Genomic DNA, 12,358 nt, shown 5'->3' on the forward strand with positions numbered 1-12,358 from the left:
AAGATGCCAGTAGACAGCCGCCCGCAGAACGCACCGGCGTTGTCCCACAGGGAGCGTCAGGTGTTGGCCCACATCGCGGCAGGCCTCTCCCACAAGCAGATCGCCAGACGCCTGGGCATCAGCGTGCACACCGTGAGCACGTATCTGCGCCGCATCCGCAGCAAGCGCACCGCGCCCACGGTGGCCCATCTGATCCACCTCAGCCACACCGAGAACTGCTAGCGCCCGGCAGGGCGGGGGCGGGCGCTCAGCCCCCGCGCCGCACCCGGGCCGCCTTGCGGGCCTCCGCGAGCTTGCGGGCCTCGCTGCCCTTGCGGGACTTGCCGCCCGCACCGCCGCCACCCGTGCCGCGGGAGGCGTCCTTGCTGGAGCCGAGGCCGCGGAACGGGGTGTTGACGTTCTTGGGGCGGGTCTCGGCGGGCCCGCGGTCGAGCGGGGTGCCCGAGGGGGCCTTCGCCCCGGTGATCCTGCTCAGCTCCGCCTCGCCCGAGCGCACCTTGGTGACCTTCGGCTCGATGCCGGCCTCCGCCATCAGCTCGCTCATCTCGCGGCGCTGGGCGGACAGCACCAGGGTGACCACGCGGCCGGACTCGCCGGCCCTCGCGGTGCGGCCCGCGCGGTGCAGATAGTCCTTGGGGTCGGTGGGCGGGTCGACGTTGACCACCAGGTCGAGGTCGTCGACGTGCAGCCCGCGGGCCGCGACGTTGGTCGCGACGAGCGCGGTGATCTGGCCGCCCTTGAACTGGGCGAGCGTCCGGCTGCGCTGCGGCTGCGACTTGCCGCTGTGCAGGGCGGCGGCGTGCACTCCGCTGTCCCGCAGGTGCTTGGTGAGCCGGTCGACGGCGTGCTTGGTGTCGAGGAAGAGCAGGACGCGGCCGTCGCGGGCGGCGATCTCCGTGGTGACGGCGTACCGGTCGGGGCCGTGGACGACCAGGACGTGGTGGTCCATCGTCGTCACCGCGCCCGCCGACGGGTCGACCGAGTGGACGACGGGGTCGTGGAGATAGTCGCTGACCAGCTGGTCGACGTCGCGGTCCAGGGTGGCCGAGAACAACATCCGCTGGCCGTCCGGGCGCACCTGGTCGAGGGCCTCGGTGACCTGCGGCAGGAAGCCCATGTCGCACATCTGGTCGGCCTCGTCGAGGACGGTGATCCCGACCCGGCCCAGGCGGCAGGCCTTGCGGTCGATGAGGTCGTGCAGCCGACCGGGGGTGGCGACGACGACCTCGGCGCCGTCCCGCAGCGCGGCGACCTGGCGGCCGATCGAGATGCCGCCGACGACGGTGGCGAGGCGCAGCCGCAGCGCCTCGGCGTACGGCGTGAGCGCCTCCGTGACCTGCTGGGCCAGCTCGCGCGTGGGCACCAGGACCAGCGCGAGGGGCTGCTTCGGCTCGGCGCGCCGCCCGGCGATCCTGGCGAGCAGCGGCAGCCCGAAGGCGAGCGTCTTGCCGGACCCGGTGCGCCCGCGGCCCAGGACGTCACGTCCGGCGAGGGCGCTGGGCACGGTGGCGGCCTGGATGGGGAAGGGCTCCCGCACCCCGAGCCGGTCGAGCGCCCGCAACAGCTCACCGGGCAGTTCGAGCTCGGCGAAGGAGGAGGGGCGGTCGGGGCGGTCCTGGTGATTCACGGTGAGCCTTCCGGCGGGAAACGTGGGGAACGTACCGAGGAAGGCTCGGCAGGTGTCGAACGGCTGTCGCCGGGGCGCCCGGCGGCGGACGTGAACGGCTGTCCATCCGGACCCGGCACGGATGAAGGACCACGAATCCGCCACACCACCCGGACCGTCGGCCCTATGACCTACGACCGACACCCCCGGGCCATGGCGCACCGCCCACCCCTTACACCCTACCTTCCGGCGCCCTTCCACCGGATGGCTGAGAGAAAGGCAGACGAGTCGGGCTGTACGCCGGGTTCTGTACCGCGGGTCCTCGCGGACGTCGCGGTGACGGCCATCCATCTAGGGCCGGCATTGCTGTCGGCCTCGTGCGGTCTACCCGCGGACTCGGGCGGGCAGCCCTCGAACGTCCGCGCAGAGCGCTTGTGACGGCGCTCCTTTTGACCTTGCTCCAGGTGGGGTTTACCTAGCCGCCTGAGTCACCTCAGGCGCTGGTGGTCTCTTACACCACCGTTTCACCCTTACCGGGGGCCGGAGCCCTCGGCGGTCTGTTCTCTGTGGCACTGTCCCGCGGGTCACCCCGGGTGGCCGTTAGCCACCACCTTGCCCTGTGGAGCCCGGACGTTCCTCGGGAAGGGCCCCCGAAGGGGTCTTCACGCGGCCGCCCGCCCGGCTCGTCTGCCGTGCCGACCATGGTACCCGGCGGGTCCCGGGGCCGGACGCCACGCCCGACGTCGTCGCCGCCGCTGTCGCCGTCGCCGCCGTCGCCAGGAAGGAGCCGGCGAGGATCAGCGTGAAGGCCGCCACGACGTCCGCCGTCAGCGGTTCGGAGAGGAACGTGACGCCCGCGGCCACCGCCACGGCCGGATTGACGTACGTGAAGACGACCGCGCGGGTCGGCCCCGCCTCCCTGATCAGTTCGAGGAAGACGACGAAGGCCAGGGCCGTGCAGATGACACCGAGGCCCGCGAGCGAGGCCAGGGTCTCGGTGTCCGGCATGGTCTCCGGCCAGCTCGCCGCCGCCGCGGGGGCGTAGACCAGGGCGGCCAGGGTGAGGCAGGGCGCGATGAGCTGCAGGGTGGGGATGCCGCGCAGATGACGGGCGACGATCAGCGGGGCGATGGCGTAGCCGAGGGCGGTGAGCATGACCTCCGTGAGGGACCAGGCGTCGCCGCCCGTCAGGTGCGGCACCGTCAGGACGGCGACGCCCGCCAGACCGAGCCCGAGGCCGGTGAGGCGGCGCGCGCCGAGGCGCTCGGTGTCCCCGAAGAAGCGGGCGAGGAGCGCGCCGATGATCGGGACGGCGGCGATGAGGAGCCCGGCCGTGGAGCTGGAGATGCGGCGCTCGGCGTCGGTCAGGGTCCACCACGGGCCGAGGATCTCCACACAGGCGAAGACCAGCATGGGGCGCCAGTGCGTCCTGAGTACGCCGGGGAGTCCGCCCTGTCGTACGGCGAAGGGGAGCAGGATCGCCGCGCCGAGCGCGCAGCGTGTGAAGACCACCATCGACGGTGACAGATCACTGTCGACCGCCACTTTGATCATGAGATAGGGGATGCCCCACAGGACACCCATGAGGGAGAAGAGGAACCAGCCGCGTGCCGTCATGCGCGCAGTTTCGGCCGCCTCGGCCGCCGGTGTCTTGAACGCTGTTGCGGTACGCCGCCGGGGTCACCCCGAGCACCCGGCGGAACCAGCGCGTGAGGTGTGCCTGGTCGGCGAAGCCCACCAGGGACGCCGCCTCGGCCGGGCGCAGGCCCGCCTCCAGGTGGGCGCGGGCCCGCTGCACGCGGTGCTGGGCGAGCCAGGTGTAGGGCGGCATCCCCGTCGACGTACGGAAGGCGCGCAGGAGCTGGTAGCGGGAGAGGCCGAGCGGTGCGGCGAGTTCGGCGAGGGTGGGCGGGGTGAGGAGTTCGTCCGCGAGACGGTCGCGCACGGCGCGGGCGATGCGGTCGGCGCCGGGCACGCGGTCGTCGAGGGGCCGGGCGGTGCCGTGTCTGCGGGCGAGGGCGGTGAGCAGCCACGGGATCCGGGACTCGGCCTCCAACGGGTCGGCGTGCGCGCTCAGTCCGGTGTGCGCGGCACGCAGGGCGGCGGCCAGGCCGGGGTCGTCGAGGACCGGGTCGCGGAAGTGCGGCAGGGTCCTGGTGCCCTCGCCGAGGAGGGACGGCGCCGGGTACATGGCGCGGTAGGCGTAGCCGCCGGTCGCGCCGGGGCCGCCGGTGTGCACCTCTCCGGGCGCGAGGACGACGATGGAACCCGGCCCGATGTCGAGCCGGCCGCCGCGATAGTCGATGACCTCCGAGCCGCCGACGCAGACGCCGACGGTGAACTCCTCGTGGTAGTGCGGCGCGTAGCGGTGCCGGTCGAAGCGCGCGGTCAGCAGGTCGAGGGTCTGGCCGCGGGGCCCCACGGGAGCCCGGGCCCACACCGCAAGCTCGCGCGGACGCCCGGCCGCCGTCGCCTCGTGGTCCATGTGGCCGCTCCCCCGGCGAGATCGGATCGTCGGCCTCCGTGAGCTCGGAGCCTTTCCCGCGATCGTGGCACACCGGCGCCCGTGCCGGGCAGCGGTCCGGCCCCGCGTGTGCTTGACCTTGCCGCAGCGTCAACGTTTCTACTGAGGGCATGCGGATCGGAGAACTCGCCGGCCTGGTCGGCGTCACCACGCGTGCCATCAGGCACTACCACCACCAGGGCCTGCTGCCGGAGCCCGAACGGCGGCCCAACGGCTACCGCGCGTACGGGCTGCGGCACGCCGTCGTGCTGGCCCGCGTCCGGCGGCTGACCGAGCTGGGTCTGGGTCTCGCCGAAGTGCGGGACGTGCTCGCGGCCGACGCGGGCCGCGACCTCGCCGAGGTCCTCACGGAACTCGACGAGGACCTCGCCCGGCAGGAGACCGCGATCCGGGAGCACAGGGCACGGCTGCGGGTCCTGCTCGACGACGCGGAGCGCGGGCGCCTGTCGCCCGAGGGCCCCGTCTCCCCCGAACTGGCCGATTTCTTCGGAGAGATGGCCCGCGCGTCGGAGGGGCGCCAGGGCACGGAGTCCGTGATGGCCGCGAAGGACCGCGATTTCCTCGTCCTGCTCGACACCACCGCCTCGCCGGAGGACCGGGACGCCTTCCTCGCCGCGATGCGTCCTGCGCTCGGCACGCCCGGCGCGGTGGAGCGGGCCCACGAGGTGTACGCGCGGCTCGACGCCCTCGCCGACGCCGACCTCGCGGAACCCGGCACGGACGCCGCCGTGGACGAGGCCGCGCGGACACTCGCCGACGCGCTGCCGGACTCGCTCCTGACGGAGCTGGGGACCGAGGGCGCCCAGGCTCTCGCCGAGGGCCGCGGGAGCCGCGACGACGGCTTCCTCGAAGCGTTCTTCGCCGACCTCGCGCCCGCGCAGGCCGAGGCCGTACGCCGCGCGATGCGGCTGCTCGTGCGCCGCGGAAATGAAGCGGACGAGAGGGCGGAAGGGCGGGGGGCGGGATGAGAACGCGGACAGGGAGCGCCTGGACGAAGGTCCTCCGGGCGGCCGTGCCCACACCCGCTCGGCGGCTCGTCGGGCACGAGCTGCGCGTGCTGGCCAGCCTCCTGATGTGGGTGACCCGGCGGCGGCACGGGGTGCGCCCGGCGGCCGGCGACCGTGCCTTCGGGCACGCCCGCGGACAGGCGGCGATCATGTACGGCCTGACCTTCGTCTGTGTCGTCGAGTCGTTCGGGATGTCCGTGCTGCTGCGGCACTGGCCGACCCTCCACGCCGTCGTGCTGGTCGTCGACGTCTACGGCGTGCTCCTGATGATCGGCATCCACGCCGCGTCCGTGACCCGCCCGCACGTGCTGTCGCGGGACGCGCTGCGGGTGCGCCAGGGCGCCCACCGGGACCTGCGGATACCGCTGGAGCTGGTCTCCGCCGTACGCGCCGAGCGCCTGTTCACGCACGAGGCCGCCGACGGCGTGCTCGCCGTGCCGGTCGCGTCGACGACGTCACTCACCCTGGAGCTCGCCCGGCCCGTCACCGATGTCGGCTTCCTGGGGAAGCGGCGCGAGGTGACGACGGTACGGCTGCACGCGGACGAGCCGGACCGGCTCCTCACGGCCCTGCGGGACCACCTCACGGCGCTCGGCGGCCACCGCCCTCACGCGGGCGCGAACTGAACCTTCGCCGTGCCGGGGTCGGCCTGCGTGAGCCGGACCCGCATCCGCTCCCCCAACGGCAACTGGGCCGAGCCGCCCACGACGCGGGCCACGATCGCCGGCTCGGTCAACTGCACGGTGCCGGCGGCCGGTTCGCCCTCCTTCACGTCCACCACCACCGCGTCGAAGACCTCCCCGACCCGCTCCTTCAGCAGGGCGGCCTCGACGATGTCCACGCACTCCCGCTCCACGGTGTTGCCGCGCCGCGCCCCGTCCGCCATCTCCTTGGGCAGCTCGTCCAGGGCGGCGAGCACCCACTCGGGGGGCGGCGCGCCGGCGCAGGCCGCGAGGGCGAGCTCGGAGGCATAACGGTCGACGAGGCGGCGCAGGGGGGCGGTGCAGTGGGCGTACGGGGCGGCGACCGCGGCATGGGTGGTGAGCTCGGGGATCCTGCCGCCGCTGAACGCCGTGTAGCCCGCGCCGCGCAGCAGCGTCGTGCACTCCTGGAGGAAGGCGGCGTGGTGCGACTCGCGCGGGTCGAGGGAGCGTACGAGCCGTGCGTACGGCATGTGGTGCGGCCAGTCGATGTGCAGCGCGTCGGCGGTGCGGCGCAGCCGGCCCACGGCTCCGTCGGGGGCGCTGGGCAGCGTCCGCAGGATGCCCGCCCCCGAGGCGATCATGAGCTCGGCGGCGGCCATGCCGGTGAGCAGGGAGATCTGGGCGTTCCAGCCGTCGGCGGGGAGCGGGGCGCGGAAGGCCAGTTCGTACGCTCCGTCGCGCTCGACGATCTCCTGCTCGGGCACGCCGAGCGAGATCCCGCCCCGCTCGACCTCTTGCCGCTCGCGGAGCAGCCCGATGTCCCGCAGCAGCGCGACGGGCTCCTCCGCGGTGCCGCCGTCGATGGCTCGCTGCACGCCTTCGTAGTCGAGCTTCGCCCGGCTGCGTACGAGGGCACGGCGCACGTCGGTCGCCACGGCGCGGCCGTCCGCGTCGAGGTCGACGGTCCACAGCACGGCGGGACAGCTCTGGCCCGGCAGCAGGCTGGCGGCGCCCTCGCTCAGCACGGCGGGGTGCAGCGGGACCTTCCCGTCGGGGAAGTACAGGGTCGTGACCCGCCGATGCGCCTCGGCGTCCAGGGGCCCGCCCGGCGCGACATACGCGGCTACGTCGGCGATCGCGTACCTCACCCGGAAGCCGCCGCCGTCGCGCCGCGACAGGTGCATGGCCTGGTCCAGGTCGACAGAGGTGGGCGGGTCGACGGTGAAGAGGGGGATGTCCGTGGCGTCGCACTCCGGCAGCCGGGGCGCGGCGGCGGCACGCTCCGCCTCCGCGAGGACGCCGGCGGGGAACTCTCCGGGCACGTCCAGTCTCGTACGCAGATCCCGCAGCGCGGTTCGCAGCGGGGCGTCGGGGGCGGTGGTGAGGCGGAGGTGGCGGCGGGGCATGTCCCGAGCGTAGGGCCGCGCCGGGGTTCCGGCACGCGCTTGCCTCCTTGCGTCACGTCGCCGTCCCGCCGGGCCAGGAACCCCAAGCCCGCCGCTCCGCGGCGGATACCTCCCACCCACCCACCCGTTCACCCCGCACCGTTTCGCGGGGGTAGGGGCGGGTGGGCGGGGGTGCCCTCGTGACGCCCCGCAGGAGTGGGGGCGGGTGGGTGGGGGGCCCCCGCGGCGGCCTGCGGGGGTAGGGGCGGGTGGGTGGGGGTTGCTCCGCGATGTTTCGCGGCAGGACCCGCCCCGTACGCTTTCACCGGGGCCGCACCCCTCCCCCGTACCGCTTAAGGAGTCCGATCGTGCTCGTCCTGTTGCCGCCGTCCGAAGGCAAGGCTTCCTCCGGCCGGGGCGCCCCCCTCAAGCCGGAGTCCCTGTCGCTGCCGGGGCTCGCCGACGCGCGGCAGGCCGTTCTCGACGAGCTCGTCGAGTTGTGCACCGCGGACGAGGAGAAGGCCCGCGACGTGCTCGGTCTGAGCGAGGGGCTCCGCGGTGAGGTCGCGAAGAACGCCGGGTTGCGTACGGCCGGTGCCCGGCCCGCCGGGGAGATCTACACGGGCGTGCTGTACGACGCCCTCGACCTCGCCTCCCTCGACGCCGCCGCCAAGCGCCGCGCCACCCGCTCGCTGCTGGTCTTCTCCGGCCTGTGGGGCGCCGTCGGCGTGGGCGACAGGATCCCCTCCTACCGCTGCTCGATGGGCGTGAAGCTGCCGGGCATCGGCGCCCTCGGCGCGTACTGGCGTACGCCGATGGCCTCCGTCATGCCCGAAGCGGCCGGCGAAGGCCTCGTCCTGGACCTGCGGTCGTCCGCGTACGCGGCGGCGTGGAAGCCGAAGGGTGAGCTCGCCGGCCGGACGGCGACCGTACGCGTGCTGCACGCGCAGCTCGACGAGAAGACCGGCACCGAGAAGCGCTCCGTCGTGTCGCACTTCAACAAGGCGACGAAGGGCCGCATCGTCCGTTCCCTGCTGACCACGGGGACCGAGCCGAAAGACCCCGCCGAGCTGGTCGAGGCGCTGCGCGACCTGGGGCACGTGGTGGAGGCGGAGGCTCCGGCCAAGCCGGGCAAGCCGTGGGCGCTGGACGTGGTGGTGCGGGAGATCCACTGACCGGCCCTGACTTTAAAGGATTGCAGCATGCGCAACGGGCTTTGCGCGTGCTGCTCCCACCGGGGCAGGATGCCCTCATGACCTCCTCCGTACTGGACCTCGCCCCCGTCATCCCCGTAGTCGTCGTCTCGGACCTCCAGGACGCCGTGCCGATGGCGCGGGCCCTGGTCGCGGGCGGGCTGCCCGCGATCGAGGTGACCCTGCGGACGCCGGTCGCGCTCGACGCGATCTCGGCGATCGCCGCCGAGGTGCCGGACGCGGTGGTCGGCGCGGGGACCGTCATCACGGGGCGGCACGTCGCCGACTCCGTGGCGGCGGGGGCCCGCTTCCTCGTCAGCCCCGGCTGGACGGAGTCGCTGCTGGACGCGATGCAGGGCTCCGGCGTGCCGTTCCTGCCGGGCGTCTCGACGACCTCGGAGGTCGTGGCGCTCCTGGAACACGGCGTACGGGAGATGAAGTTCTTCCCGGCGGAGGCGGCCGGCGGCACCGCCTACCTGAAGTCGCTGGGCGCCCCGCTCCCCCAGGCCCGGTTCTGCCCGACCGGCGGGATCACGGCCGGCACCGCGCCGACCTACCTCGCGCTCAAGAACGTCGGCTGTGTGGGCGGCAGTTGGATGCTTCCCGCCGACGCGGTCGCGGCCAAGGACTGGGACCGCGTCGAGTCCCTGGCCCGCGAGGCCGCGGCCCTGCGCTGACGCAGGCGTTGACGTGTCCTGCGCTGGCGCAAGTGTGACGCGTCCTGCGCTGGCGCAAGTGTGACGTGTCCTGCGCTAGCGCAGATGCGACGTGTCGTTGAGGAGGCGCAGCGACGCGTTGCCGTCGGCGTAGTACGCCACGGCCGACACCGATGCCGCCGAGAGCTCCATGCGGAACAGGGACTCCGGCGGGGCGCCGAGCGCGAGCCGCACCAGCGTCTTGATGGGCGTGACGTGCGTGACGAGCAGGACCGTGCGTCCCGCGTACGCGCCGACGAGCCGGTCGCGCGCCGCCGAGACGCGCCGGGAGACCGCCGCGAAGGACTCGCCTCCCGGCGGTGCCGCCTCCGGTGACGCGAGCCAGGCGTTGAGCTCGTCGGGGTGGCGCTCGCGCACCTCACCGAAGGTCAGGCCCTCCCAGGCCCCGAAGTCCGTCTCGCGCAGGCCGTCCTCGATGCGTACGTCGAGTCCGGTGCGGGCGGCGACGATGCGCGCGGTCTCCTGGCAGCGCCTGAGCGGCGAGGAGACGACCGCCTGGATCGTGCCGCGCGCGGCGAACGCGGCCGCGGCCCGCTCGGCCTGCTCGCGCCCCACGTCCGACAGGGCCGGATCGGACCCACCGCTCCCGGAGAACCGCTTCTGCGGCGTGAGCGCGGTCTCGCCGTGCCGCAGCAGGACGAAGGTCGCGGGGGCGCCGAGGTCGGCGGGCGCGGCCCAGCCCACGGGCGGGGTGGCGGCGTTGCGCGCCGCACGAACGTCGACGCGGTCCGCCGCGCCGGCCCCGGAGGGCACCGGCTCGGCGGCAGGCGCGGGCGCGGGCGCGGAGGCTCCGTGGCCCGGAGCCACGGCACCCTGCGCAGCGGCCCCGCGCCCCGAAACGGCCGCATCCGAGACTGAAATGCCCTGCCCGGAAGCCGAAGCGCCCGGAGCGGTGGTTCCGGCTGGAGGCTGCTGCGGCCCCCGGGCCGTCGTCGCCAGGGCCGCGCGGGCCAGCGCCGCGCCCGCCGCCGCGTCGCCCGGCGGGCCCGGCGGGGGTCCGGCCGCCGCCCGCGCGGCGGACGTGTCGAGGTCCGCCGTCGAGTTCGACGGCTCCCACCGCTCGCCCCGCTTGCCCGCGTCCATCGCCTCGTTGGCGAGCCGGTCCGCGTGCTTGTTGCGCTCGCGGGGGATCCACTCGTACGTGACGCGGGAGGCGGGGAAGATCCGCGCGGCCTCCGCCGCGAGCGGCTTCATGTCGGGGTGCTTGATCTTCCAGCGGCCCGACATCTGCTCGACGACGAGCTTGGAGTCCATGCGGACGTGCACCGAGGCGGCCGGGTCCAGCTGGTGGGCCGCCTTCAGGCCCGCCACGAGGCCCTTGTACTCCGCGACGTTGTTCGTCGCGACGCCGATGTACTCGGCGGCCTCCATCAGGGTCTCGCCCGTGGCCGCGTCGATGACGACCGAGCCGTAGCCCGCGGGCCCCGGGTTGCCCCGTGACCCGCCGTCGGCCTCGACGATGAACTCCCGCATCCCAGAAGGCCCTTACAGGCCGGACTCGGACGTACGGACCAGGATGCGGCGGCAGTTCTCGCACCGCAGCACGGTGTCGGGGGACGCCGCCTTCACCTCGTTGACCTCGGTGATGTTGAGCTCGAGGCGGCAGCCCTCGCAGCGCCGCTGGTAGAGCTTGGCGGCACCGACGCCGCCCTCCTTCTCGCGCAGCTTGTCGTAGAGCTTCAGCAGGTCGGCCGGGATGGAGGCCGCCACGACCTCGCGCTCCTTGCCCACGGTCGCGGCCTCGCCGTCGATCTCCTCGAACGCGGCGTCACGCCGGCCCGTCGCGTCGTCGATCTTCGACTGGACGGACGAGACGCGCTCGGTGAGCTCGGCGACCCGCTCCTGGGCGGACTCGCGGCGCTCCATGACCTCCAGGACGACGTCCTCCAGGTCACCCTGGCGCTTGGCCAGCGAGACGATCTCCTTCTGGAGGTTCTCCAGGTCCTTGGGCGAGGTGACCGCGCCGGAGTCCAGGCGCTGCTGGTCGCGGGCCGCGCGCTGACGGACCTGGTCGACGTCCTGCTCCGCCTTGGTCTGCTCGCGGGCGCAGTCGCTCTCCTCGGTCGTCGAGGCGACGAGCAGGTCACGCAGTTGCGTGAGGTCCCTGGTCAGCGACTCGATCTCGGCGTGCTCGGGCAGGGACTTCTTCTTGTGCGCGAGCTGCTGCAGGCGTACGTCCAGGGCCTGGACGTCGAGCAGTCGGATCTGGTCGGCGGGCGCGGCGTTCAGTTGGGGGCTCCAGAGGATTGAGAAGTGTCAGAAGTCGTGGACGCCGCGTGGGCGGTCCAGGGGTCGGTGACCGTCTTCGAGACGTGGACGCGCAGTCCCCATCCGTTCCGGTCGGAGATCTCGTCGAGCTGGGCTGCGGCCAGCTCGCACCAGGGCCACTCGGTGGCCCAGTGCGCCGCGTCGAGCAGCGCGAGAGGCGTGCGTTCGCGGGCCTCGGACGCCGGGTGGTGGCGCAGGTCCGCGGTGAGGAAGGCGTCCACGCCGGCGGCGCGCACGTCGTCGAAGAGGCTGTCGCCGGAGCCGCCGCTGACCGCGACGGTGCGGATCTGCGCGGCGGGGTCGCCGGCGACGCGGATGCCCTGCGCGGTGGCGGGCAGCCGCTTCGCGGCGCGCTCGGCCAGCTCGCTCAGGGTCAGGGGGTGGTCGAGTTCGCAGATCCGGCCGAGGCCGCGACGCCCGTGCGGGTCGGCGGGGTCCGGCACGAGGGGGCGTACGACGCGGAGGTCGAGGGCGCCCGCGAGGGCGTCGGAGACGCCGGGGTCGGCGCGGTCGGCGTTGGTGTGCGCGACGTGCAGCGCGACGTCGTGCTTGATCAGGTCGTGGACGACGCGGCCCTTGAAGGTGGACGCCGCCACCGTCGTCGTACCCCGCAGGTAGAGGGGGTGGTGGGTGACCAGGAGCTGGGCTCCCAGCGCGACCGCCTCGTCGGCGATCTGCTGGACGGGGTCGACGGCGAAGAGGACCCGGGAGACCTCCGCTTCGGGGTCTCCGCACACCGTGCCGACCGCGTCCCAGCTCTCGGCCAGTTCGGCGGGCCACAGGGCGTCGAGCGCGGCGATGACTTCAGACAGACGGGGCACGAAGAAAGGCTACCTTCCCGCCGCGCCCGGCATGTCGTGCGTCACCCGCCGCTACCGGACCGCCACGGAGGGCCCCGAAGAGGGCGCGGGGAACCGCGCGAGCGACCCGGCCGACGGCACGGAAGAGCCCCGCGCAGCACAACCGCTCCTGCTCCCTCAGGCGAATCCGGACATCTCCACCCTTCTGTGTGAAG

11 protein-coding genes, 1 other RNA gene and 1 pseudogene are annotated in these 12,358 nt (G+C 73.9%); 5 read left to right on the plus strand and 8 right to left on the minus strand.

Going from position 1 to position 12,358, the window contains the following annotated elements; translation table 11 throughout:
• The first annotated feature begins 3 nt into the window (after window positions 1-3).
• Window positions 4-222 carry a response regulator transcription factor gene (locus ACH4D5_RS00840; RefSeq protein ID WP_398297176.1) on the plus strand — a complete coding sequence of 73 codons (219 nt, stop codon included), beginning with the start codon at window positions 4-6 and terminating at the stop codon, window positions 220-222.
• 25 nt (window positions 223-247) lie between these two features.
• Here ACH4D5_RS00840 and ACH4D5_RS00845 read toward each other — a convergent pair whose 3' ends face one another.
• From ACH4D5_RS00845 to ACH4D5_RS00860, 4 genes and pseudogenes are all read right to left on the minus strand, one after another.
• Window positions 248-1,627 (minus strand): DEAD/DEAH box helicase, encoded by a 1,380-nt coding sequence (locus ACH4D5_RS00845; RefSeq protein ID WP_398297178.1) that lies wholly within the window; start codon window positions 1,625-1,627, stop codon window positions 248-250.
• 259 nt (window positions 1,628-1,886) lie between these two features.
• Window positions 1,887-2,292: RNase P RNA component class A (rnpB, locus tag ACH4D5_RS00850), an RNA gene on the minus strand.
• Between the two features lie 148 nt (window positions 2,293-2,440).
• Window positions 2,441-3,223 (minus strand): annotated as a pseudogene (locus tag ACH4D5_RS00855) (DMT family transporter); the annotation flags it as partial.
• On the minus strand, window positions 3,135-4,091 hold the full coding sequence (locus ACH4D5_RS00860) for an AraC family ligand binding domain-containing protein (protein WP_398297180.1): 957 nt from the start codon (window positions 4,089-4,091) through the stop codon (window positions 3,135-3,137). The gene ACH4D5_RS00860 and the pseudogene ACH4D5_RS00855, both read right to left, overlap by 89 nt.
• Before the next feature lie 149 nt (window positions 4,092-4,240).
• Between ACH4D5_RS00860 and ACH4D5_RS00865 the strand changes: the two genes are divergently transcribed.
• Entirely contained in the window at window positions 4,241-5,098 is an 858-nt protein-coding gene (locus ACH4D5_RS00865; RefSeq protein WP_398297182.1) for a MerR family transcriptional regulator, read from the plus strand.
• Between the two features lie 44 nt (window positions 5,099-5,142).
• Window positions 5,143-5,763 (plus strand): hypothetical protein, encoded by a 621-nt coding sequence (locus tag ACH4D5_RS00870; protein ID WP_398297184.1) that lies wholly within the window; start codon window positions 5,143-5,145, stop codon window positions 5,761-5,763.
• On the opposite strand, the gene ACH4D5_RS00875 is transcribed toward ACH4D5_RS00870, so the two are convergent.
• Window positions 5,745-7,187: an RNB domain-containing ribonuclease gene (locus tag ACH4D5_RS00875; RefSeq protein ID WP_398297186.1), complete on the minus strand. Its 1,443-nt coding sequence runs from the start codon at window positions 7,185-7,187 to the stop codon at window positions 5,745-5,747. The genes ACH4D5_RS00870 and ACH4D5_RS00875 overlap by 19 nt on opposite strands.
• A gap of 347 nt (window positions 7,188-7,534) precedes the next feature.
• Here ACH4D5_RS00875 and yaaA point away from each other — a divergent pair, with 347 nt between their 5' ends.
• Entirely contained in the window at window positions 7,535-8,341 is an 807-nt protein-coding gene (gene yaaA / locus ACH4D5_RS00880; RefSeq protein ID WP_398297188.1) for a peroxide stress protein YaaA, read from the plus strand.
• Window positions 8,342-8,418: 77 nt separating this feature from the next.
• Complete coding sequence (locus ACH4D5_RS00885) at window positions 8,419-9,036, plus strand: bifunctional 4-hydroxy-2-oxoglutarate aldolase/2-dehydro-3-deoxy-phosphogluconate aldolase (protein ID WP_398297190.1); 618 nt, start codon at window positions 8,419-8,421, stop codon at window positions 9,034-9,036.
• A 75-nt stretch (window positions 9,037-9,111) separates the two neighbouring features.
• Here the strand turns inward: ACH4D5_RS00885 and ACH4D5_RS00890 are convergent, their stop codons facing one another.
• From ACH4D5_RS00890 to ACH4D5_RS00900, 3 genes are read right to left on the minus strand one after another with little or no spacing between them, the layout of a single operon-like run.
• Complete coding sequence (locus ACH4D5_RS00890) at window positions 9,112-10,548, minus strand: bifunctional RNase H/acid phosphatase (RefSeq protein ID WP_398297192.1); 1,437 nt, start codon at window positions 10,546-10,548, stop codon at window positions 9,112-9,114.
• Between the two features lie 12 nt (window positions 10,549-10,560).
• Window positions 10,561-11,304, minus strand: a complete 744-nt coding sequence (locus tag ACH4D5_RS00895; RefSeq protein WP_398298462.1) for a zinc ribbon domain-containing protein — start codon at window positions 11,302-11,304, stop codon at window positions 10,561-10,563.
• On the minus strand, window positions 11,301-12,164 hold the full coding sequence (locus ACH4D5_RS00900) for a Nif3-like dinuclear metal center hexameric protein (RefSeq protein WP_398297194.1): 864 nt from the start codon (window positions 12,162-12,164) through the stop codon (window positions 11,301-11,303). Before ACH4D5_RS00900 ends, ACH4D5_RS00895 begins: the two co-directional genes overlap by 4 nt.
• Window positions 12,165-12,358: the final 194 nt, after the last annotated feature.

It is taken from the genome of Streptomyces sp. NPDC018029 (assembly GCF_044327655.1).
Classification (GTDB): domain Bacteria; phylum Actinomycetota; class Actinomycetes; order Streptomycetales; family Streptomycetaceae; genus Streptomyces.

Bases quoted from the DNA above. Each gene is read 5' to 3' on its own strand.
- ACH4D5_RS00860 (WP_398297180.1), bottom strand. From the start codon at position 4,091: ATGGACCACGAGGCGACGGCGGCCGGGCGTCCGCGCGAGCTTGCGGTG.
- ACH4D5_RS00890 (WP_398297192.1), bottom strand. From the start codon at position 10,548: ATGCGGGAGTTCATCGTCGAGGCCGACGGCGGGTCACGGGGCAACCCG.
- ACH4D5_RS00885 (WP_398297190.1), top strand. From the start codon at position 8,419: ATGACCTCCTCCGTACTGGACCTCGCCCCCGTCATCCCCGTAGTCGTC.
- ACH4D5_RS00840 (WP_398297176.1), top strand. From the start codon at position 4: ATGCCAGTAGACAGCCGCCCGCAGAACGCACCGGCGTTGTCCCACAGG.
- ACH4D5_RS00865 (WP_398297182.1), top strand. From the start codon at position 4,241: ATGCGGATCGGAGAACTCGCCGGCCTGGTCGGCGTCACCACGCGTGCC.
- ACH4D5_RS00875 (WP_398297186.1), bottom strand. From the start codon at position 7,187: ATGCCCCGCCGCCACCTCCGCCTCACCACCGCCCCCGACGCCCCGCTG.